General features: G+C 40.8%; 22 protein-coding genes. 8 read left to right on the forward strand and 14 right to left on the reverse strand.

The genetic code is table 11. The features are described from left to right. The first annotated feature begins 230 nt into the window (after positions 1-230). From F9817_RS07970 to F9817_RS07980, 3 genes are all read left to right on the forward strand, one after another. Positions 231-563 (forward strand): hypothetical protein, encoded by a 333-nt coding sequence (locus F9817_RS07970; protein WP_161154435.1) that lies wholly within the window; start codon positions 231-233, stop codon positions 561-563. Between the two features lie 63 nt (positions 564-626). Next, the gene (locus tag F9817_RS07975) at positions 627-950 is read left to right on the forward strand and encodes a hypothetical protein (RefSeq protein WP_161154436.1); all 324 of its coding nucleotides are present in this window, start codon (positions 627-629) and stop codon (positions 948-950) included. A gap of 53 nt (positions 951-1,003) precedes the next feature. Continuing rightward, entirely contained in the window at positions 1,004-1,327 is a 324-nt protein-coding gene (locus F9817_RS07980) for a hypothetical protein (protein WP_161154437.1), read from the forward strand. Between the two features lie 105 nt (positions 1,328-1,432). Here the strand turns inward: F9817_RS07980 and F9817_RS07985 are convergent, their stop codons facing one another. The 8 genes from F9817_RS07985 to poxB all read right to left on the reverse strand — a co-directional run bounded on the left by F9817_RS07985 (position 1,433) and on the right by poxB (position 10,631). Continuing rightward, positions 1,433-2,752, reverse strand: coding sequence for an alpha/beta fold hydrolase (locus F9817_RS07985; RefSeq protein WP_237476205.1), 1,320 nt, complete (start codon positions 2,750-2,752; stop codon positions 1,433-1,435). A 148-nt stretch (positions 2,753-2,900) separates the two neighbouring features. Then, positions 2,901-3,932 carry a DUF2955 domain-containing protein gene (locus F9817_RS07990; protein WP_161154438.1) on the reverse strand — a complete coding sequence of 344 codons (1,032 nt, stop codon included), beginning with the start codon at positions 3,930-3,932 and terminating at the stop codon, positions 2,901-2,903. A gap of 12 nt (positions 3,933-3,944) precedes the next feature. Continuing rightward, positions 3,945-5,006 carry an HlyD family secretion protein gene (locus F9817_RS07995; RefSeq protein WP_161154439.1) on the reverse strand — a complete coding sequence of 354 codons (1,062 nt, stop codon included), beginning with the start codon at positions 5,004-5,006 and terminating at the stop codon, positions 3,945-3,947. Between the two features lie 27 nt (positions 5,007-5,033). Further along, positions 5,034-5,489, reverse strand: a complete 456-nt coding sequence (gene slyA, locus F9817_RS08000; protein ID WP_161154440.1) for a transcriptional regulator SlyA — start codon at positions 5,487-5,489, stop codon at positions 5,034-5,036. A gap of 121 nt (positions 5,490-5,610) precedes the next feature. Further along, positions 5,611-7,122: an EAL domain-containing protein gene (locus F9817_RS08005; protein WP_161154441.1), complete on the reverse strand. Its 1,512-nt coding sequence runs from the start codon at positions 7,120-7,122 to the stop codon at positions 5,611-5,613. A 60-nt stretch (positions 7,123-7,182) separates the two neighbouring features. After that, positions 7,183-8,082, reverse strand: coding sequence for a LysR family transcriptional regulator (locus F9817_RS08010; protein WP_161154442.1), 900 nt, complete (start codon positions 8,080-8,082; stop codon positions 7,183-7,185). Between the two features lie 81 nt (positions 8,083-8,163). Beyond that, a complete protein-coding gene (locus F9817_RS08015; protein WP_161154443.1) occupies positions 8,164-8,799 on the reverse strand; it encodes a PGAP1-like alpha/beta domain-containing protein in 636 nt (211 codons plus the stop codon). Between the two features lie 104 nt (positions 8,800-8,903). After that, on the reverse strand, positions 8,904-10,631 hold the full coding sequence (poxB, locus tag F9817_RS08020; RefSeq protein ID WP_161154444.1) for a ubiquinone-dependent pyruvate dehydrogenase: 1,728 nt from the start codon (positions 10,629-10,631) through the stop codon (positions 8,904-8,906). A gap of 664 nt (positions 10,632-11,295) precedes the next feature. Here poxB and F9817_RS08025 point away from each other — a divergent pair. Both F9817_RS08025 and nhaD read left to right on the forward strand, forming a co-directional pair. Next, the gene (locus F9817_RS08025) at positions 11,296-12,594 is read left to right on the forward strand and encodes a dicarboxylate/amino acid:cation symporter (RefSeq protein ID WP_161154481.1); all 1,299 of its coding nucleotides are present in this window, start codon (positions 11,296-11,298) and stop codon (positions 12,592-12,594) included. A gap of 191 nt (positions 12,595-12,785) precedes the next feature. Continuing rightward, positions 12,786-14,213, forward strand: coding sequence for a sodium:proton antiporter NhaD (gene nhaD, locus F9817_RS08030; protein WP_161154445.1), 1,428 nt, complete (start codon positions 12,786-12,788; stop codon positions 14,211-14,213). 137 nt (positions 14,214-14,350) lie between these two features. Here nhaD and F9817_RS08035 read toward each other — a convergent pair whose 3' ends face one another. Beyond that, complete coding sequence (locus F9817_RS08035) at positions 14,351-14,833, reverse strand: methylated-DNA--[protein]-cysteine S-methyltransferase (RefSeq protein WP_161154446.1); 483 nt, start codon at positions 14,831-14,833, stop codon at positions 14,351-14,353. After that, positions 14,826-16,217, reverse strand: a complete 1,392-nt coding sequence (locus F9817_RS08040; protein ID WP_427916700.1) for a DNA-3-methyladenine glycosylase 2 family protein — start codon at positions 16,215-16,217, stop codon at positions 14,826-14,828. The genes F9817_RS08035 and F9817_RS08040 overlap by 8 nt, the downstream gene beginning before the upstream one ends. A gap of 410 nt (positions 16,218-16,627) precedes the next feature. On the opposite strand from F9817_RS08040, the gene F9817_RS08045 reads away from it, so the two are divergent. Continuing rightward, the gene (locus F9817_RS08045) at positions 16,628-17,071 is read left to right on the forward strand and encodes a DoxX family protein (RefSeq protein ID WP_161154448.1); all 444 of its coding nucleotides are present in this window, start codon (positions 16,628-16,630) and stop codon (positions 17,069-17,071) included. 103 nt (positions 17,072-17,174) lie between these two features. Here the strand turns inward: F9817_RS08045 and F9817_RS08050 are convergent, their stop codons facing one another. Then, on the reverse strand, positions 17,175-18,062 hold the full coding sequence (locus F9817_RS08050) for a LysR family transcriptional regulator (RefSeq protein ID WP_161154449.1): 888 nt from the start codon (positions 18,060-18,062) through the stop codon (positions 17,175-17,177). 148 nt (positions 18,063-18,210) lie between these two features. On the opposite strand from F9817_RS08050, the gene F9817_RS08055 reads away from it, so the two are divergent. After that, positions 18,211-18,570, forward strand: a complete 360-nt coding sequence (locus F9817_RS08055) for a MaoP family protein (RefSeq protein ID WP_161154450.1) — start codon at positions 18,211-18,213, stop codon at positions 18,568-18,570. A gap of 149 nt (positions 18,571-18,719) precedes the next feature. Here F9817_RS08055 and F9817_RS08060 read toward each other — a convergent pair whose 3' ends face one another. Further along, complete coding sequence (locus F9817_RS08060; RefSeq protein WP_161154451.1) at positions 18,720-18,971, reverse strand: DUF3081 domain-containing protein; 252 nt, start codon at positions 18,969-18,971, stop codon at positions 18,720-18,722. Positions 18,972-19,285: 314 nt separating this feature from the next. Here F9817_RS08060 and nagB point away from each other — a divergent pair, with 314 nt between their 5' ends. Beyond that, positions 19,286-20,086 carry a glucosamine-6-phosphate deaminase gene (gene nagB, locus F9817_RS08065; protein WP_161154452.1) on the forward strand — a complete coding sequence of 267 codons (801 nt, stop codon included), beginning with the start codon at positions 19,286-19,288 and terminating at the stop codon, positions 20,084-20,086. A gap of 73 nt (positions 20,087-20,159) precedes the next feature. Here the strand turns inward: nagB and F9817_RS08070 are convergent, their stop codons facing one another. After that, positions 20,160-20,510 (reverse strand): bactofilin family protein, encoded by a 351-nt coding sequence (locus F9817_RS08070; RefSeq protein ID WP_329604867.1) that lies wholly within the window; start codon positions 20,508-20,510, stop codon positions 20,160-20,162. An 8-nt stretch (positions 20,511-20,518) separates the two neighbouring features. Next, entirely contained in the window at positions 20,519-21,466 is a 948-nt protein-coding gene (locus F9817_RS08075) for a M23 family metallopeptidase (protein WP_161154454.1), read from the reverse strand. Positions 21,467-21,827 lie beyond the last annotated feature (361 nt).

The following is a 21,827-nucleotide window of genomic DNA, read 5'->3' on the forward strand; positions in this document are numbered from 1 at the left end:
TGCACACTGTTTTATTAAATTGACCACCTAAAACAATAATAATAGATTTTAAATCATTGAGTTTATAAAGATATTTTAAAAACATGGAAACAATACAACAATCCAGATATTCGAAAAATTTGAACATTGTATTTCAAATTTATCTATCGATCGAATGATATTGAAGTTCTATTCTATATTCATCGCTTCGATAACGAAGAAACATTCTAAAAAATTCTTTAGGAGTCATTATGAAAAATCTTACTGTCGCATTATCCCTAGCAGCTATTACTTCAGGATTTGCTACTGCTGCAAACGCTGCTGATTTAACCCCACATGTATTTACCATACATAACCAAGCAACAATCACGTTGACTGAAAATGGCCGTTCAGTATCTGGTTATCCAATCCAAGTCGTAGGTGCGGATAAAGCCACAAATGAAATTAATGACCACACAGCAAAACAGGGGTCACTGACTGTCATTAACCGCAGCAATCAACCAGAAACAATTACGTTCATCGTTAATAGTAAAAAAGATGGCCAACCAATTGTTATTAAAAGAACTTTAGGACGAGAAAGTTAATTAACACTTAATTAAGTACTGATAAAGAAATGAAACACTAAAAAAGAATTTGAGGAGAATATTATGAAAACATTAACTACTGCATTTGCCATTGCTGCACTTTCAACCACTTTTGCTGCCTCTGCTGCGGATCTACAACTGCACGTATTTAGCCATAACAATAATGCGACCTTGACCGTAACTAAAGATGGTCAACCCGTTTCTGGATACCCAGTTTCTGTTCAAGGTGCTAGCACCCTTACAACCAACGGCAATCTAGAAACTGCAGAAAATGGTTCAGTATCAGTGAAAAATTTAAGTAATCAGCCACAGTCTGTGAAATTTACTGTCACTGATGATAATGGCAACAACATAGTTGCAAAACGTTTCTTAGGCCGTAACAGCTAATACCGATAACTAATAAAACCTAAGTCATAACCTTCGTACAAAAGGAGTACAACATGAAAACATTAACAACTGCCCTCGCTCTCACTGCGTTATCAACCACTTTTGCAGCATCTGCTGCAGATCTACAACTGCACGTATTCAGCCATGCCAACAAAGCTATGGTAACAGTAACTAAAGATGGCCAAGCGGTTTCTGGTTACCCAGTACACGTCGATGGGGCAACGGCATTAACTCAGAGTGGCGACTTAAAAACAGCTGACAATGGTTCAATCAGTGTATCAAACAAAGGCAACCAACCTCACGCTGTGACTTTCGCCGTTGAAGATAACGATGGGCACACTATTGTTGCTAAACGTTTCCTTGGTCGTGATAGCTAATTACATCCGGTCATAGAAGGAAGTCGTAATGGAATTGGAATCCAAACAATAATGCAGCTTAATCATCGATTAAGCTGCATTGATTTACACATAAAGGCGGTGTTTTTATAACAAAGGTAATCCTAACTCAGCTGCCGTTTGCTCTCCCATCTCGATTAAGCGATCAAGGATATTCTCACCATCAGCACGAAGCCCATTGTGCTCATATTCGTTTGTAATCCAAGCTTTAGTATTTGGCATCAACTGTAATGTCTTGCGCGTTAAATCGATATCAACAAACATATCCTCCGCATAGCTTGCACAACTTACTGGCACTTGATTACCAGACAGCACACTCTCGTCATACAAAGGCGTCCAATCTTCTTTTTCAGCAAGTTTATTAGCCGCTTCGCGTAGCGGTTTTAGGCACTCGAATTGATCAAACATCCATGGATAGACCATTTCACCGGTAAAGTAGAAAGGGTTACCCGAACGATAGTTAAATTCATCAAACTCTTGGCGTACTCGATGAGCCGCCCAACGAGAAGCATCATTGTTGCCCTGGCAATAAATCGACTCATGTAAAATGGTATAGATAGGGTTGGTTTGGTATACCTGATCCATCAGCATCGCATTTAAAAAACTGTAGCTAAGTTGAGTTTGGCCATCAACAGTGACAAACGCACTTTCTATCGTAAAGTACGTAGGCACAAACGAATCACTCATACCGAAATGAATACCGATTTGCTGAAATTGCTCTACGGTAAAGCGTTGCCCATTGGGTAAACGCACATCATGTTCCAGTAGATAATCAGCGATAGCACAGCATTGCTCTTGAGCCTCTGGAAATTGACGGAAAAAGGCTTGGTTTTTTTGGAATGTATTAGGGTATGTCGCTCGATAAACGTCATCGGCACTGGCGTTAATATATGGAATACCGCCAGTAATATAACTACGCAATACACTTTGTGGGAATAGAGATAGATATGTGAGAGAACAAAAGCCCCCAAAACTCTGACCAATAATCGCCCATTTGTCGATATTCCACTGCTGACGAATACTCTCAGCATCACGCACAATGTTATCTGCACGGAAAAAACTTAGGTAATGAACTTGCTCTTCTGGTGCAAGATTAGCGAGTGTTTCGTGGGTCACTGGCGTACTCAAACCGGTGCCACGTTGATCAAGCAGCAACACACGAAATTGCTGTAACGCTCGTTTCATCCAGCCGGAGCTCGCATCTGTGCGAGGAGAAGGAAAACCTGGACCACCTTGAAAATACACTAGCCATGGTTTGTGGCTGTTATCGCCAGCAGCAGTTTCAACCACGCGAGCAAAAATGGTGAGTTGTTTACCATCCGGTTTTTGGTAATCCAGAGGCAAAGAAAAATAATGTGGGGTGTAACGTACGCCTGAATTTACAAAGGCTTGGGTCATCTGTGTCATGATTAATATCCTTATTTCCCGTTTATCACGGGCGAAGAAGGAAATGTAACATATACCCAATGAACCTCAAGCCATGCGATAGAAAAACAAAAAGGCCAGCTACTGAAGCTGGCCTAAAAACTGTCAACCTATCTTAGGACGGGTCAAACTAATTAGTAAAGCGTGTCGATTCAAACCGATTCAGGAGAATGTGCACAGCATAAGTAATTAAGAGCGTAGCGACAATGGCAAACAGAATGCTGCTCACCCGATACAACGCACTAAACACTAAATCGCCGCCCGGACTTAAATATTGACCAAATAAGATACCTAGGGTTGTCATGCCACCAAAGCCAGCCCCTGAACCACTGCTTTCTTTCACGTGCATATAACCAAATATCATTACGCCAATCCAAAGCAAAGGCACGACGAATAGCAGCATGTCAGACCAATCGTATAAGATGATTTGGCAAAAGATGCCAAATGACACCCCCATAATCGTCCCCATTGCCCTTTTACGAGCATAGCCCATCGCACCATTCCAATGCATTGGAAACATCATCAAAATAGTCGTTGCCTGAGCAGACATCGAGTCTTTAAGATCGGCCATCTGAAATACTAGAAACGAAACCGTCGCGATGGTTGCTCCCATAAGCGCTTCATGACGCATGCGATGCGATTGTTTTGGCTCTGGTGCTGGTCTTGGTTGCCTTGGCTCGACATCGGGGAAAACAAACATCATCAAGTAAGCGATGCCGATGGATAAGAATGCCGCCATCATATTCACTTCGATAAAATCATTCATGTCCGTGGCTTGATAACTACCAAAATGCAGCATGATACTTAAGTTCAAGACACTATTGGCGCCGAATAAGAACAAACTGCCTTTCGACATACAAGCAAAGTTAAGCAAAAACATGAAGAAAGCCAAAATGGTCATCATGCCTGGGTGACCGCCAAACAGCCCCCCAATCAGTCCCATTTCTAACGCCACCACCACAGAAGAAGCTATCATCTGCCGAGCTGCATGCATATTCATCACTGGCACCATACCCAATAGCAGTACTGGTGTTACTGTGAAGAATACCCCATTACTCCAGCCAAAAATCTTACAGATAGTGAACCCAAGAGCAGAGCCTGTCGCGATTCTTAAGCACTGTCTGAAATCATTTTCAGACATTGGGTGATCCCACAATTTCATCACAACTCCTACTTAGTAGACGTAGTGTAAAATACTGATAAAGTAGATTTGCAACTTGGCAAAAAATGCACCTAGGCCATTATCAGGAACTAATTGAACCGTCGCTTTTGCGCCAGCAGGCATGGTTTTGTCCACATTGTCGACAAGTTTCAAGTGCAAACGCATGCGCTGCGCGTCACGTACCCAACGGTTAGAGGTTGATGGTGTCGCAAGACGACCATTGGCATCAAACTGCCCCGCACTTACCCCTGCATCTTCTGAAGTAATATCTGCCGCATAAATATCACCCGGCATACGGTCAAACGCTACGTAGGCATGACTATGAGAAGTGAAATGACGTAAACTTTTTTCACGGAAATCCGCGATAATATCCACGGCATCATCAACAAGAGCGATCACTGGGCTACCAGCAGGTGTAAATGTCCCCGCCTTCAGTTGTAAGTTGGTTACGATACCATCATGTTCAGCAACAACCTTGGTATACGCTAAATTCAGTTCGGCTTGATTCAATTGGTTACGAGCAGCACGAACATTCACGTTTTTCTCATCATCAACGGAACCACGGCTAACAATTAAACCTTGCAAACGAGCTTTGGCAGCATCCCAATTGGATTTCGCTGCAATAGCAGCACTGTTGGCATCATCATATTGCTGTTGAGAAGTACCGCTGCGCTTAAGCAATTTTCTTAAACGCGCCGCTTCACGGACTTTTTGACCGGTCATGACCTTATTGGCTTCAACCGTCGCTTCAGCCGCCGCGATAGAAGCATCAAGTTGAGCGTTATTTTGCTTCACTTTATCGAGGTTAATTTTTGCTTGTTCTACAGCAAGCTGAAATGGCTGAGGGTCAATATTGAACAGTACATCACCTTTGTGCACTGATTGGTTATTCTTTACATTAATCGATATAACCTGCCCACTCACGCGTGGAGCAACTTTTGTCACCACTCGAGTAACTAACGCTTGTGGTGTAAGCGGCATGGTTAAGTCTGCCAACATAAAATAGGCAAACATTACCAAAAATGCCGCACAAGAAATCTTTATCCAGCGGGCAAATTTCTGATCTGGAGTCATGGTTTTTTCTCTTTTGAAAGGGTGGTACTAATCGCTAAGAGTGCTTAACGCGTTGTCTGCTATTTTTTCAAGTAGCAGCGATAACGTTTCAACTTCCTCATTGGAGATTTCCGCTAAGATCTGATTACGAACTCGCATGATTTTGGTCTCCATTTTAGTAAGCAGTTGTTGACCTTCAGGTGTCAAACAGACAATACGGCTACGTTTGTCGTGCTCACAAGGATGTCTTGTTATCAATAATTGTTCTTCTAATTGATTTAAGGTCCGCATCAAAGAAGGCAGTTCAATTTCGAGCGCACAAGCCAATTGCTTTTGACTAATGTGATCGCCTAAACGCTGTAATTTCCATAACGCTGTCCAACGAGGATGAGTTAAACCTAACGGCGCTAACTCACGGTCAGCTGCCATTTTCCACAGGCGAGAAACCCGAGCTAGCCGCTCAGCAAGCGACAATTGACGAAAAATGTCAGTATCGTGAAACATGAGGAGTCCTTGAAAACTTAGCACGCTAACTAATATAAGATAGTTAGCGTGCTAAGTAAACCTTTTTTGTGACATTAATCACATAACCATACTATTACAATGGTTTTAAAAAGCGGATAGATTACTTGGATATACGTAGATAACGTTCGATAAACATATCTAGTGAGACAGGGCGGTCATAAAAATACCCTTGAAAGTAAGCAACATTGTGCTTGAGAAGATAAGATTGCTGATATTCCGTTTCAACACCTTCAGCCACTGCGGGAACTCCAATACGATCGGCCAAATCAAGTACGTTAGCAACGATATGATCACGAAACTCTTCTTCACCAATCATATCGACAAAGCTTTTATCAATTTTAATAAAATCGATTTTAATTTTTTTTAAGTAACTTAAAGAAGAATGTCCTGTACCAAAATCATCTAATGCAATCTTTATACCTTGATTTTTAATGTTAACAATTCCCTGCAGATACAGATCATCTTGTGGAATGTGCACGCGTTCGGTGAGTTCAACGATTAAATGAAAATTATGTTTATTTAAGCGATAGAGAATATGCTTACAATCTCTAATCAAATTGGGATGGGCTAACTGTGGAGCGCTGACATTAAGCGCTAAGTGAAAGTCATCGGTAAAATGCTTCTGATACGGTATAAACGCTTTAACTAACTGTTCGACTAACTGAGTGAAAATATCATTAATTTGCCCACTTATTTCTGCACTAGGAATGAAGTCATCAGGCGATATTATCCCCACCTTAGGGTGTATCCAACGAACTAACACTTCAGCGCCAACCAAATTCCGATTACGATCGAAAACCGGCTGAAGATAAGGGACAAACTGCCTTTTCTTTAACGCTTTTGAAATAGCAAACACCTGCCAATCAATACGTGATAAATGAACGTTAAGTCCAAAGCCGCAAATAAACGAAAATACAGTTACCATTAAATACATGAATGCATAGTTAATAAGAGCATAGTTAACATAATTTTCGGTATCTAAATGATAATAAAGATCGATATAAGGATTACCAACTCGAACGTATTGCTCCAAGTGTGGCGTATTCATCGCTTCAGTACGCTTTTCACTGATGTAATAACCATCAATAAAAAAAGCAGGAGAAAAATAGTTCATATCCGTATTTAGGATGTTTTTAAATATAAATGTATCAATACCAAAATTGACATGCACATTACCTCTATTGAGGATCAATAAAAATACATCGCTATTTTTTACAATGGGACTTTGCGGAATGTAGTGAAGGTTAATTAAATTTTCCGCCGATGGACGGCGGAAGAAAATACGCTTTTCATCCGTGATTGTGCTACAGAATATCTCTTGTTTCTCTGTCAGTGAAATCGAGCGTGTGTAGGGGCTTGCTAAGGCACTCTGTTTAGCTAAAGGTAGAAATTCACGACAGTTTGATTCTAAATGAGCAAGGTCCTGATTATAGGAATCGATGATGCCATGCACCATTTGATTCACGCGAACGGAAATCTCTTCCGTTTGAATATAAGCGTACTGATTTAAACTGACATAGACACGAAAAGAGACCAAAGCAAAGCCAACAATATTAATCAGTAATATTGTCAGCACAACAAGGCGAAATATTGCAGATTTTTTATTCATCATCGTTGACGAGAAACCCCAGCCTTAATTTATTAATGCGCTTATTGTGTCTTTTGACGACTGTTAATAACTGTCCCACGGAGGAATATGCCCAAAATATTGCGCTAAGAAGTCAATAAAATGGCGAACCTTTGACGCAAGATACTCTCTATGATTATAGAGCGCATAAAGCCCAAGAGGCGTAATAGTAAAGTCATCTAACACTTCTAACTGCCCCTGCTTAATCGCATCCCCCATTAAAAAAGTGGGTTGAATAGCATACCCCTGCCCAAGTATGGCACATTTAACAATAACATCCCCATTATTACTGGAGAAATCACTCACGAAATCTTGTGTAGAAAGATGCTCAGGCCAAGGTGTTAGCAGCGATTTCACATCAGAATACGTGAAACGCAAATAGTTAAGCTGGCTAAGCTCATTAATGTTCTGCGGCTTTCCATGCTCAGCAAAATAGTGCGGGGCGGCACACACCACTAAGCGAATTGGGGCAATTTTTTTCGCCACTAATGTTGAATCTTGAAGTCGACCAATCCGTAGCGCAACATCAACGCCTTCTTCTAATAAATCAACTTTGCGGTCGGTTAACATTAACTCGATCTGAATGTCGGGATACTGCTGCTGAAATTGATTGAGAGGCTCAGCCATATGTTGAATACCAAATGACATTGGCGCACTGACACGTAATGTTCCAGATACCTGTGTTTGCAGGTTAGACAATGCATTTTCCATGTCTTCTATTTCATGCAACACCTGACAAGAGCGCTCATAATAAGATAATCCCGCTTCGGTAGGATGAACACGCCGAGTCGTTCTATTGAGTAAACGAGTTTTTAATTGCGCCTCTAACTGAGCCACGTACTTGCTAACAAGTTGAGGAGAGATATCAAGCTTTTGCGCCGCTTTGACAAAACTGCCCTCAGCAACAACAGCATTGAAAGTACGCATTGCATCGATTTTATCCATCACTCTCTCCTATCCTTACAATACTAACATCTTAATCGTAATTCTTTGATAAGAGTAATAATTTGAGCCCAAAGATTATGTTTATTTTTTCTGTGGCGGCTCTTTGATGGCAAATTTTCCAAATTGAATAAAATGATCAATCTGTTTCACTACTTCATCGCTGTAGAGTAACGTTAGGTGTGTATCCGCAGTTTGGATGTGATCGGTCATTCCTTCAATATAGGTTTCTTCGACCGTCACTGTACCATCAGATTCTGAATCAAAGCCCATGAATAACGGACGAAAACCCCAACCGGTGTTACCCGCAATACAACCTAACTTTTGAGGAAAACTCCAGATATTTTCGTGGGGCTCCAAACCAAAATCAATCGAGTTGCCTAAAATACCACTCAACCCCATTTCATCGATCACTCGAATAATAGAAGCCCCCTGCATAGGAGAACCTAACGTTACAACATGAGAAATAACTTCAGTAGAGGGATGGCGTGAGGTCAGATAGTTTTGAATCATCAAACCACCTAAGCTATGACCTAATAAAACGTTATTGCCTTCGGGTTCTAACGCATCATCAATGGAAGAATATAGTTTGTTAGCATCAATACTAACGGTACTGTAATCAAGAACTTTGGTTTGATAACCCAATTTTTGTAAACGTTGACGCAACGGCTGCATCACAAAAGCGTTCATATACAGCCCATGCAAGATTATGATTTTCATCAACCGTCCTTATCTATTAATACAGTAAAGCACCTAGTTTTCTTATGAACGTTGAGTACGTTCATAGAAAAATTAGGTGCTTTAAAATAATAGAACAACGAAAGTTAACGTAACCAGTTTGTTTTGCTTAGCTCGATGATTTCATCGCCACGCCCATTAATAATCGCTTTCATCATGTACACACTAAAGCCTTTAGCATGTTCCATTTTGATCTGCGGTGGCATCGCCAATTCTTGCTTCGCGGTATCGACTTCAACAACCACCGCATCGGGATAATCAAATGCTTCGCTTAACGCTCCCGGTAATTGTTCTGGATCTGAAACATGAATGCCTTTAATGCCACATGCTTCAGCTATTTTGGCAAAGCTAGGGTTATGTAAATCCGTATCATCGGATAGATATCCCCCTGCTTTCATTTCCATCGCAACAAACCCTAGTGAACGATTATTGAAAACCACAATCTTGATCGGCAGATTAAGTTGCTTCAATGATAATAGATCCCCCATTAACATTGAAAAACCGCCATCACCGCACATCGCAACTACCTGACGATTACGGTCTAACGCCTGCGCCCCCATCGCTTGTGACATAGCGTTAGCCATTGAACCATGGTTAAACGACCCAATCAGACGCCGCTGACCATTCATTTCAAGATAACGAGCAGCCCAAACCGTCGGCGTACCAACATCACAGGTAAAGACAGCGTTATCTGCCGCCTTTTCACTGATCAAGCGTGCCAAATATTGAGGATGAATCAAACCATGCTTAGTTTCGCCATTGGCTAAATCATCTAAGCCTTTGCGCGCTTCCTTATAATTAGCAAGGCAATTTTCTAAGTGTTTACTCGAACGATCATCATTGATAAGCGGTAACAAGTCTGTCACGGTACTGCGAGTATCCCCTAAAACGCCAAAATCAATTTGAGCATGACGTCCAAGAGAAGCGGGATTATTGTCTATCTGTACAATCTTCGCGTTATCGGGGTAAAAAGCTCGATAAGGGAAGCTCGTACCAATTAACAGTACCGTATCGGCTTCACGCATCGCGTGATAACCAGAAGCAAAACCGATCAGTCCAGTCATGCCGACATCGTAAGGGTTGTTGTATTCGATGTATTCTTTCCCACGTAACGCATGCACAATCGGTGCTTGAAGTTTCTCAGCTAAAGCCACCACTTCTTGATGCGCATCTTTTACACCAGCCCCCACCATGAGGGTCACTTTACGACTACTATTCAAATAACCAGCCAACTGTTGCAAATCACTTTGTTGCGGAGCGTAGAATGCGGGTTTAGGTAACGACCATTTAGGGTTTACACCTTCGGGCATCGCTTTTAATGCAACGTCCCCAGGTAGTACTAATACGGCGACATCATTGTGCAAAATAGCTTGACGCATTGCGGTTTCTAACAGATACGGCATTTGCTCTGGGTTCGAAACTAACTCACAGAAAACACTACATTCTTTAAATAGTTCCTGTGGGTGAGTCTCTTGGAAATAATTAGTGCCAATTTCTGCTGAGGGGATATGTGCAGCAATGGCTAGCACAGGTACTCTATTACGGTGACAATCATAAAGCCCGTTAATCAAGTGCATATTACCTGGGCCACATGAACCAGCACATACTGACAACTCTCCCGACAGATGAGCTTCAGCGCCAGCAGCAAATGCAGCTACTTCTTCATGACGAGTGCCTAACCACTCTATTTCACCTATTTTTCTTAGGCTGTCACTCAGACCATTGAGGGAATCACCTGTTACACCCCAGATTCGACCTACTCCAGCTTGACGTAGCGTCTCTGCGATAAAATAGGCAATAGTAGAATTACTCATAAGACAACTCTCCATTGATTGGTAGTAGAAAAGGCATAGGCATGACATCATCCACAAATTTTGTGCTCTATGTCTCGTTTTTCATAACCATGATGCGCTCACACCCTACCTTGTTCAAGATCAATTTATTTGAATCTTTGCAATATTTTTTTATAAATGGAGATTTTTTATTCCAAACCAGAATAAAAGGTATTCTTTATGGGTTATTTTTAAATAAAAAATGAATAACAATATAATTTAAGCAACATTACGTACAACATTAACCAACAATATAGCCAGTAAGAAACAGTAACCATTTCGGCTGCCGCCTTTACGATCAACCCTCACACCTATCGATTGACTTCTCGCTGATCAGCCTTGTAAATAAAAAGCCTTTAAAAGTGAATTTGTATTCACCAGATAATCTTTATACTATTGAAATCATTTCTATGAATATGTAGATATTTAGGTTAGAGTTTTATTTTTTGAACATTTTTTAACATAAAACACTAATATTATTTATTTTAGCCACTCATAATANTTATAAAATACCACTTTTCAGTGACGATGATCACATTTATCAGGGTTATATTTCATTTTATTTTCAGATTTATGAAAGCGCCTGATAACCTGCCGCTCGCTTTGAAATGAGGTCGAAGTGAATAAATAATAAGGAGTGTTCATGATGAATACCAAAAAACCAATGTCGTTAACCACACGAGTTATCCTTGGTATGATTGCCGGCATCTTAACGGGATTTGCTATCCGCACCCTATTTGCAGACTCAAGTTTTGTTGATACATACATTATCAATGGTCTGTTTGAAGTTGGCGGCAAAATCTTTATCGCTAGTTTAAAAATGCTAGTCGTTCCACTTGTCTTTGTGTCTTTAGTCTGTGGCACAAGCTCATTAAAAGACCTATCCACTTTAGGCCGCATGGGCGGTAAAACTCTTGGTCTTTACATTTTAACAACAGCTGTCGCTATTACACTTGCTCTTATCATGGGTAATGTTTTTCACCCAGGTTCAGGTGCAGATCTGACTGCAGCAACCAGCTTCAAATCAGCAGAAGCTCCTTCACTGGCAAAAGTTATCATTGATATGTTCCCAACGAACCCTATCAGTGCAATGGCTGAAGGTAATACACTACAAGTTATTGTATTCGCGCTCCTATTTGGTATCGCAATCAGTTCTGCAGGAAAACCAGGTGAGCGTATTGCAGATTTCTTCGTCGATTTAAACGAAGTATTGATGAAACTGGTCACCTTGCTAATGAAGGTTGCTCCTTACGGCGTATTCTTCCTAATGGCAAAACTGTTTACTGGCCTAGGTTTAAGTGCAATATGGAACTTAGCCGCCTACTTTGCGGTACTTGTTGGTACGTTGTTGATTCATGCCTTTGTGACTTATGGCCTGATGCTAAAAGGGTTAGCAGGTTTAAATCCATTTACATTCTTCCGTAAAATGGAAGATGCTGTGATGTTTGCTTTCTCAACCGCATCATCAAATGCAACGCTTCCAGTAACAATGGAAACCGCAACTCAACGCCTTGGTGTACACAACAAAGTCGCATCCTTTACGATTCCTTTGGGTGCAACCGTGAACATGGACGGTACTGCGATAATGCAAGGTGTTGCTACAGCATTCATCGCTCAAGCATTTAACATCGATTTGTCTATGTCTGATTACCTGATGGTGATTGTAACAGCAACATTAGCCTCTATCGGTACCGCTGGTGTACCAGGTGTAGGTCTTATCATGTTAGCAATGGTATTAAATCAAGTTGGTCTACCTCTTGAAGGTGTCGCGTTGATTATGGGTGTTGACCGTCTACTGGATATGATCCGTACCGCAGTGAACATTACAGGCGACTCTTGTGTTACCTGTATCGTTGCTAAATCAGAAAACGCATTTAGCGAAGAGATCTTCAATGCTGATATTGAGCTCAATGAGAAACAAAAAGTTGCAATTAGCAACGATTAGTTGCATATCATAATGCTCAATTAACAATCAAAAAACATCCCTTTCACTAATGACAGGGATGTTTTTTATTATTCAATTAAATTCACTGTTCTTATGCCTAAAGATCAAACTAAATTGATTTAGTTCACAAATGAATATGCTAATAATCCTTAATATTTCTTTAGAACGAAATGTTAATGGAGTAAAAAGCAATGAAGCGAGTTCTATATGGAGTGGTGACTTTTCTCCTTTATTTAATACCGAATTTTAGTTTCGCGTCTTCTAATTCAAATACAGTACCACCTTTAACCCATTCACTAATAGGCTATAGTTCCATTGTTATTTTTGTGGTCGCTTATGCTGCAGTAATGTTAGAGGAAAAACTTAAACTACATAAATCTAAGCCAGTCCTTTTGGCAGCAGGCTTGATCTGGGCTCTAATCGGTTGGATTTATCACCAATACGGCGCTTCAGAAATTGTCGAACAAGCTATCGAACATAATCTTTTAGAGTATGCAGAATTACTCTTGTTTTTATTAGTGGCGATGACCTATATAAATGCAATGGATGAGAGAAATGTATTTGATGGTTTGCAAGCTTGGATGTTGAAAAAGGGTTTCAATTTTCAAACTTTATTTTGGCTAACCGGTTTTCTCGCTTTTTTTATCTCTCCAGTCGCCGATAATCTAACTACCGGATTATTAATGTGTGCCGTGGTAATGAAATTAGGTGGAGATAATAAAAAATTCGTCAATCTTTCATGTATTAATATCGTTGTAGCCGCTAACGCCGGTGGAGCGTTTAGCCCATTTGGCGACATTACAACGCTAATGGTTTGGCAATCAGGGAAAGTTGAATTTACCCAATTCTTTGACCTTTTCGTCCCTTCCGTCGTCAATTTTCTTGTACCCGCTATCATCATGTGCTTTTTCTTACCGAAGCAAAAGCCAGCATCGATGAACATGCATATTCATATCAAACCCGGTGGGTTGCCTATTGTGGCACTATTTATACTCACGATTCTTACATCGGTAACCTTTCATTCCTTGTTCGATTTTCCTCCTGTAATAGGCATGATGCTAGGGTTAGCTTACCTGCAGTTTTATGGTTTTTACCTGAGAATGGCATTTCCAAAATCTATCGCACGCTTAAAGGCTAAAGCCGATAAAGAAGAGTTAGACCATATCGGCTCGTTTGTTCCTTTTGATGTATTTCAACGTATTGCCCGTGCCGAGTGGGACACTCTGCTGTTCTTTTATGGTGTTGTGATGTGTGTGGGCGGACTAAGCTTACTGGGTTACTTATCTATGGCATCCAACGTGATGTACACCCAATGGAACCCTGTCGCTGCGAATATCATGGTGGGTATCCTCTCATCGATTGTTGACAATATACCTGTGATGTATGCCGTGCTCACTATGGACCCAATCATGTCTCACGGAAACTGGTTATTAGTCACGCTTACCGCTGGCGTTGGTGGTAGCTTACTGTCTATCGGTTCAGCAGCAGGGGTTGCATTGATGGGAGCAACCAAAGGCCAATATACCTTCGGCAGTCATTTAAAATGGACGCCAGTGATTTTGGTGGGATATTTTGCAAGTTGTGCGGTGCATATGCTGATCAATAGCAGCCTATTTTAGCTGATTCAAACGATAGCTGCTTTCACCTCTATCTATTGAAAACAAGAGGTGGAGATACTGCCCATCAAGCTATGTACGATAGTATCTAGCTAAGATAAAGGCGACATCCGTCGCCTTTATTCATGTTAGATATGATCTCAGCCAAGATGGCTATTTTCTAGTTTCAGTAATGCTTCCTTGCGGCTTTCTCCACCAGCATACCCTACGAGTTTCCCACTTTTGCCAATCACTCTATGGCATGGGATCACAATTGAAAGAGGATTTTTACCATTCGCCGCCCCAACAGCACGCACAGCTTTAGGTCGTCCAATCTGCTCAGCAATCGCTTGATAGTTCGTTGTCTGTCCGTAAGGAATCGACTTTAACGCCTGCCAAACGTCTTGCTGAAATGCGGTTCCCTGCACACTTAACGGCAAATGGAATGTTTGACGTTGACCAGCAAAATACTCTTTGAGTTCAATTTTTGCCTGTTGTAGTAACGGATGCGCGGCATTTTCAATCCCCAAGTCGTCAGGTAAGGTGGTATGTTGTTCAAACCAAATTCCGCTTAAACCTTCATCATTACACTGAATGGTCATGACGCCTAAGGGGCTCATATTTTGGCAATAATAATTAGTCATTAACAATGTTTCCTTCATAACGCCAGCAATGAAACGTAGCATAGCTACCCCACGGCGACACATTATTTTTCGTTAGCTCGGGATGAAGAGCCATTACTTTACGCACAATAAGATCATTATCGAGGAAACAATCTTCTTCACTATCTGCTCTCAATTTTGCGTAGCTCACTGTCCAAGGTCCAACCCCCTTTAATGCTAACCAGTCCCGCGGGTCGCATTCAGGGTTTTCATTCATAAATACCGCAAATCTAGCGAGAGTGTCTTTACGTGCATTAGGCATGCGTAAAAAGGATAGATCTGCATCTTTAACTTGCTCAGGGGTCGGGAAATTCCATAACTCACTCGTTTGCTGATTAAACGCAGCCACTAAAAGATTCAGCTGTCCAATGGCCGCTTTTACCGAAACCTGCTGTCCTAAAATAGCCCTAACACCCGCTTCCCAACGACTCCATATCCCGGGAATACGGATTCCCTTAGTGGCGACAATGCCCGGTTGAATCGCATCTAAATGCTGCTCGATCAAGTCAGTATCTGCATCGAGATCAAACTGGCGACGTACACGACTGACCAACAAACGTAAATCACGAATATTGTCTAAACGAAATTCCAACTTTATCTGTGCGTCTTTTGTCACACTGACCCGATACCAAACAGTAGAATCGTTTAATACTGCGGTTCTTTCATAGCTATCCGCAGTAATCACTTCAATCCCTTTGATCGCACGCAAGCGATAAAAGTCCAACATTTCTTGCCACGCCAGCTTCCCTCTGTAAGAAAGTAAAACGCTTTGCGTTGCTGTTTTATGTTTGTTACTTCGTCTTATTTGCGTAGGGGTTAAACGAAAATGTTTTACAAATGCATCATTAAAGCGCCGTGTACTTTGAAATCCACTAGCAAAACCAATGTCTGTTATAGCCATAGAACTCGTATGCAATAACCGTTTAGCAAATAAAAGCTGTTGATATAACGCATATTTTTTCGGTGACATTCCTAAATTTTGCGTAAATAGCTGACGTAAATAACGTTCACTTATTCCTAGCCTATCAGCCAGTTGGGCAATGCTTCCTTCGCTCAAAGCGCCTAAATCAATTAATGCCATTGCACGAGAAAATGTCGTCTCAGTTCCTCGCCACAAGTTAGAATGAGGGGCGCTATCTGGATGACAGCGTAAGCATGGTCGATATCCTGCTGCCATCGATTCCGCAGCTGTCGCATAATAAGTGACATTTTCTTCTTTAGGTAAATTAGCCGGGCAAATAGGACGACAAAATATCCCAGTACTCTTAACTGCAATAAAGAATCGTCCATCAAAACGAGCATCTCGACTCAGCCGAGCTTGGCGGCACTGCTCTTTATCTAACATTAAAGGCGATTTAATTAGCAATTGTCTTTGTTCCATAAACATCACTTGATTCACTGAGTATGCCCGATATTGTAGAAGTTACTAGAACCATTACTCGCCACATTCGGCACTCAATCTAAAACTGTATAGCCAACGTAGAATCACTCTATCTTCTCATCAGTACTTTGCCTAAGAGCGAAGACATTCTCGCGAAAACTTTACCTTGAGGAGGCTTGTTACATTCCTCAACAATAGAAATTCATCGTTTTCTAATGCACTTACATTAGAAAAATGCGTTTTAAACTTTATGTTTAATGACACAAAAAGTTCCCTAAAACATCATCAATATTTTCGAACATCAATGTCAGACGGCTCTAATTATCATTTTAATGAATAGTCAATACACTTCATTCAACACAACAAATCAATCGATATACATAGAGGAATCATCGATGAAAGCGTTTTTAAAGAAACTAATGACTTCTGATGCAGGTTTTGCCCCACTCGCATTACGTATCCCTGTAGGTATCATCTACATGGCGCATGGCAGTCAAAAGCTATTCGGTTGGTTTGGTGGCCACGGGTTATCAGGTACAGCACAATGGATGAACTCGATTGGATTAGAACCAGGCATTGTAATGGCTACCTTAGCGGGGAGTGGTGAGTTTTTTGGCGGTTTGCTACTTCTTTTAGGCCTGCATACTCGCCCTGCTGCATTTGTCACTGCATTTACTATGATTGTAGCTATTTTCAGCGTTCACATCAGCCACGGCCTATTTTTGTCAAATGGCGGTTTTGAATATGGCTTAGCACTATTTGCAGCAAGCCTATCCATTCTATTCTCAGGCCAAGGTAAAGTCGCTGTCGACAACTTAATCGTTCGTCAAACAAAATAATCGTTACCAAGCTTAAAGATTAAAGGGCGAAGTGAGTCATCACTTCGCCCTTTATTTTATTCACATCTATGTAAACAATCGCTATCTAATACTTAGCAAGCGATTACTCCATCGCTTCACCTGCAATCTTCAAGCTATAAGCGGTTAATGGATCGGTATTTTTCACAAGCTCTTCTACCTGTGTAATGGCTTCAAGTGAGGAACTATTTTTACGATAACTTAGGTAAACAGGTCGATACCACTCTTCAACCCCTTTGACTCGATATAGCTGATTCGTCGCTAAAAATGGCTCTACAACGGAAGCAGGCAGATAGGCACTTCCACCCTTTTCCAATATAAAATCAAGCGCTATACGTACTGTAGAGGTACGTAGAAATGGCGCTGGCGCATCAGGATGGCGATCCGCATGTTCTGAAGAGAAACGCGATCCCCAGTCAACATACACATAACGATTTTCAAATACGGTGTCTAACGTATCTTCACGAGTTGAAACTAACACCAACACCATATCCGCGACGTTCTTACATTGAAGCTCATCCGATTTAATCGGATCAAATGCAAACGCCATATCAAGTGTACGTTCAAGTAAGTGACGATTGAGCTGCTCTCTCCCCATCACCTCAGCCATAAAGCCATAACCTGCAAATGCATCTGTCACGACACTCAAACAGTTTTGTAGGTAGGCATCCCATATATTAGGAGTACCACCAAGGGTTAACTGCAAAGCTTTTCCATCATCTAACGACAAATCATATTTCGCTTGTTGTAGCGTAGTTACCATGACTTCTGCGTAATTAATCAACCGCTCTCCGGCAGAGGTTAATTTGATGTTATTTCTATCCCGAGTAAAAAGTTGAGCATCGAAATAGTTTTCCAATTGTTTGATCCTGGCACTTACCGCGGCTTGGGTAAGATAAAGATTCTCTGCGGCTCGTCCAAAATGCCGAACTTTTGCCAATTCAAGAAACGTACGGAATACTTTTACATCCATATCTAACCCTCAAAAACTGCCCTTATTTCTCATTAGCTTAGTCTATCGTTACGATAAAAAAGTTTTGTTTTTCTTTTGGCGAATTTACGCCTAACTTTCGCCCTGATCAATGGCTATTGCTAAGACAATATACTTACACGAGGTTGATATGTCTGAGACTGCATTTCGTCAAGGAAAAAAACGTTTTTTCGATAATAAAAAATTCCCTCGCGGGTTTGCGAAATCGGGTGACTTTACCTTAGCAGAAGAGAATCTCCTAACCCTTTATGGAGAAACCATGCTAGGCCTAGAGTCTGGTGAATTACAATCCGCTAATACCGAAGAACAGCACTTTCTAAGTGTGTTAGCAAACCCAGAAGCAGCAGAAAGCAAAATTGAACGAGTTTGGATGAAGTACGTTCGTTTAGCTCGAGGCCGTAAACGCTTCCATACTTTAAATGGCCGTAGCAAACCCGATGTGTCGGAAGATTACACTGAAGATGAGCCTAGCCTTACAGAAGAGGATTAAGAAAGCAGAAGGTGTAGTGACACGTTGAGAGTTATGATCCATAAGTATTTATATTGGATGGTATTCAACACTTAGTTGTACTATGCTCAATGATATCTTTCTCCCAAAGCCCCAGAGCAGTTTACTGTCTGGGGCTTTGTCTATTTATGCTATTTCGCTAGCAATGAAATCTTTTTCAAAAAGCTCTCTTTCAAATGCTCCTGATCATACTCGATGTGATAGGTATTATGAAAACCAACTCGGAGCTCTACACCATTACCACGCATGTAGATGTTATACCCATCATAGTCCGAGAAAGCTTCCACGCCTTCGTATATTTTGCCGAATTCTGTGGGTGTTCCATTTTCCATGACATTTTCATAAGCATGGAGTAATTGGCTAGGGTCTAGTTCATTTTTCATCTGCCACTCTCCTTAAATCAAGAATGATTACCTGTAACATCATCTTTTATTCTGACTATCAGCACATAAAAAGTTCCTCAAAAATTACCTGTGTTAAGTATGGCTTGCTGTTATTAACTAATTACGTACTAGGTCAAAAATACTTAATTTACATTAAAAATTAAAACCAGTAAAAAACACCCTAGAAGAAGCAACCAAACGCATAAACCAGAAGTTAACAAGGATAAAGAGCACAAAAAACTAGCAGACTTTTTTTACTTATTTTATAATAAAAAATAACTTAATTTCATTTATCAATTTATAGGGTCAGTAACATGAGACTAATTCCTCTACAGAGCGCCGAGCAAGTAGGACAATGGGCTGCCGATCATATCGTTAAACGTATTAATGCATTTCAACCAACGGCAGAGCGCCCTTTCGTACTCGGACTTCCCACAGGAGGAACGCCTGTTACCACCTACAAAGCATTGATAGAACGTTACCAACAAGGCAAAGTTAGTTTCGCTCATGTAGTGACATTTAATATGGATGAATACGTAGGATTAGCGGAATCACATCCAGAATCCTACCACTCTTTCATGCATCAGAATTTCTTCGATCATGTTGATATTCAACCGCAAAATATTAACTTACTGAATGGTAACACCGACGATCACGATGCAGAATGTGCTCGCTACGAAGCAAAGATAAAATCGTACGGTAAAATCCATTTATTTATGGGAGGTGTGGGGACAGATGGCCATATCGCATTCAATGAACCAGCTTCTTCACTTTCATCTCGCACTCGGATAAAAACACTGACAGAAGACACTCGAATTGCGAACTCTCGCTTTTTTGATGGTGACGTGGCCCAAGTGCCTAAATATGCGTTAACGATTGGTGTCGGAACGCTACTCGATGCGGAAGAAATTTTAACGCTGGTTATTGGTCATAATAAGGCGCTAGCACTGCAAGCGGCTGTAGAAGGTTCAGTTAACCATATGTGGACAGTTTCAGCCTTACAACTGCATCCTAAAGCTGTGATTATATGTGATGAACCAGCAACTCAAGAATTGAAAGTAAAAACCGTCAAGTATTTCTCAGAGCTAGAAGCAAACAACATTAAAGGCTATTAAGTGTCATTTAGTACCTTAATCATTGCATGATTGGGTATAAAAGCCTGCTTTCAATTGAGAGCAGGCTTTAACATTACTTGGCGCTATCGGCTTGCTGCTTATTTTTTACCACTTCATTTACGGCAGCCTGCTTTTCTGACGACACTTTAGCTTCTTTGAGATCAACCACTTGCTGTTCTGGCGTTGGGTGTGTCACACCGTTAAAGCGCCCACCGTGCTCAATACTCAAATCATCACTATAAATCGTGCCATTGACGTGGCCTTTACTCAAAATTTCGATTTTATCTGCATAACAAGTGCCATCGAATTGACCGTTGACTACGATATGTTCAGCGTATACTTCACCACTGACTTTACCACTCTCGCTGATTACCAAGGTCTTATCGATATGAAGCTGGCCATCTATTGAACCATCTACTTGGATATTGTTCTCTACTTTAAAGTGCCCTGTAATTGAACAACCTTCTGCGATGAGAGTTGTAATTGAGCGCTTACCCTTTGCTCTACCATGCTGACTAAAGATTCCCATCGGACACCTCGTATCTTAGTAAAAATTGTATCAAAGTCGTTTAATCCCCAATCAACAAAAGGTTTGGGGTCTAGAGATCGCCCAACAAAACGAATCTCATAATGTAGGTGTGGACCAGAAGTAAGCCCGGTATTGCCTGAGTAGCCAATGAGGTCACCTTTGTGGACAAAGTCACCCATTTTAGTACTGAATTTACTCATGTGAGAGTAGGAACTGGTAAAACCAAATGAGTGTTGAATACGAAGGTAATTACCTGAGTCTTGGTTACTTGGCCGAGTCACTTCTACCACTCCATCTGCTGGAGCATAAATTGGCGTACCAATATTGACCGCAAAATCCTGACCTCGGTGAAATTTCACCACACCTGTAACAGGATGAACTCGCTTACCATACCCTGATGAAATACGACCTTCTTTTACTGGTGCTCCACTTGGAATCTGCGATAGCATCACTTTACGCACAGAAGACGTGATTGCAGCTACATCCAATCGGGTTTCTAATGCCTCATCAGAATCATCAACCCCTAGCACTTTTTCTAAATCCCCCAAGCGATCAGAAACAGTTTGCATTCTTTCTTCACGTTCAAGCAGATCACCTTGTAAGTTATCTTTCAGCTCTTTTAATGACAGCACTTCTTCATTTAGTGACATCGATTGGTGTTCAAGTTGCTTTTGCTTTAGTTTCGCAAAATCGACTTCATGAACTAAATAATAGATAACACCAGCCGTGACCAAAATAGCCGTAAGAATCAAATAACCAAATCCACGAAGCACATGACGAACCCATTTCCCGACATGAAAATGTCGAGTACCGCTAACGGATGAAACTGAAATAATAACGTTTTCTTTCATGCACGATATGATATTCAAATAATCTATGTCAGGATTTTATCAGGGTTATGTCAACTTCCAAACTTTTTAATGTGACACTAATAACGAAGTTGACATATTTATTAATAGATTGAGACAAAAGGACTTTCACAAATAATTTGAGGCAAGCAAATACCTGAGATTCGGCTAATATACAGATAATTAAAAGAAATATTTAGTTACAAATTTAAATACAGAACATCATATTTATTGTGTTTTTTTATCAGGGTTATTTTGGCAATACCTATAAGGAATTATATTTATACCCAAGTAACCTCAAGATGCTGTTTCAGCGAGAATGTATTAGCTGTTAGGCAAGGCACTGATTTGAAGACATAGTCAT

It is taken from the genome of Vibrio eleionomae, from assembly GCF_009874545.1.
Lineage (GTDB): Bacteria > Pseudomonadota > Gammaproteobacteria > Enterobacterales > Vibrionaceae > Vibrio > Vibrio nitrifigilis.

Excerpts from the sequence above, each read along its gene's own strand:
- F9817_RS08025 (WP_161154481.1), top strand. The coding sequence starts at position 11,296 with ATGAATACCAAAAAACCAATGTCGTTAACCACACGAGTTATCCTTGGT.
- F9817_RS07975 (WP_161154436.1), top strand. The coding sequence starts at position 627 with ATGAAAACATTAACTACTGCATTTGCCATTGCTGCACTTTCAACCACT.
- F9817_RS08015 (WP_161154443.1), bottom strand. The coding sequence starts at position 8,799 with ATGAAAATCATAATCTTGCATGGGCTGTATATGAACGCTTTTGTGATG.
- F9817_RS08010 (WP_161154442.1), bottom strand. The coding sequence starts at position 8,082 with ATGGATAAAATCGATGCAATGCGTACTTTCAATGCTGTTGTTGCTGAG.
- F9817_RS07980 (WP_161154437.1), top strand. The coding sequence starts at position 1,004 with ATGAAAACATTAACAACTGCCCTCGCTCTCACTGCGTTATCAACCACT.
- F9817_RS08035 (WP_161154446.1), bottom strand. The coding sequence starts at position 14,833 with ATGACTAATTATTATTGCCAAAATATGAGCCCCTTAGGCGTCATGACC.
- F9817_RS08075 (WP_161154454.1), bottom strand. The coding sequence starts at position 21,466 with ATGAAAGAAAACGTTATTATTTCAGTTTCATCCGTTAGCGGTACTCGA.
- F9817_RS08060 (WP_161154451.1), bottom strand. The coding sequence starts at position 18,971 with ATGAAAAATGAACTAGACCCTAGCCAATTACTCCATGCTTATGAAAAT.
- F9817_RS07990 (WP_161154438.1), bottom strand. The coding sequence starts at position 3,932 with ATGAAATTGTGGGATCACCCAATGTCTGAAAATGATTTCAGACAGTGC.
- F9817_RS08045 (WP_161154448.1), top strand. The coding sequence starts at position 16,628 with ATGAAAGCGTTTTTAAAGAAACTAATGACTTCTGATGCAGGTTTTGCC.
- F9817_RS08005 (WP_161154441.1), bottom strand. The coding sequence starts at position 7,122 with ATGATGAATAAAAAATCTGCAATATTTCGCCTTGTTGTGCTGACAATA.
- F9817_RS08050 (WP_161154449.1), bottom strand. The coding sequence starts at position 18,062 with ATGGATGTAAAAGTATTCCGTACGTTTCTTGAATTGGCAAAAGTTCGG.
- F9817_RS07995 (WP_161154439.1), bottom strand. The coding sequence starts at position 5,006 with ATGACTCCAGATCAGAAATTTGCCCGCTGGATAAAGATTTCTTGTGCG.
- poxB (WP_161154444.1), bottom strand. The coding sequence starts at position 10,631 with ATGAGTAATTCTACTATTGCCTATTTTATCGCAGAGACGCTACGTCAA.
- slyA (WP_161154440.1), bottom strand. The coding sequence starts at position 5,489 with ATGTTTCACGATACTGACATTTTTCGTCAATTGTCGCTTGCTGAGCGG.
- F9817_RS07985 (WP_237476205.1), bottom strand. The coding sequence starts at position 2,752 with ATGACACAGATGACCCAAGCCTTTGTAAATTCAGGCGTACGTTACACC.
- F9817_RS07970 (WP_161154435.1), top strand. The coding sequence starts at position 231 with ATGAAAAATCTTACTGTCGCATTATCCCTAGCAGCTATTACTTCAGGA.
- nhaD (WP_161154445.1), top strand. The coding sequence starts at position 12,786 with ATGAAGCGAGTTCTATATGGAGTGGTGACTTTTCTCCTTTATTTAATA.
- F9817_RS08055 (WP_161154450.1), top strand. The coding sequence starts at position 18,211 with ATGTCTGAGACTGCATTTCGTCAAGGAAAAAAACGTTTTTTCGATAAT.
- nagB (WP_161154452.1), top strand. The coding sequence starts at position 19,286 with ATGAGACTAATTCCTCTACAGAGCGCCGAGCAAGTAGGACAATGGGCT.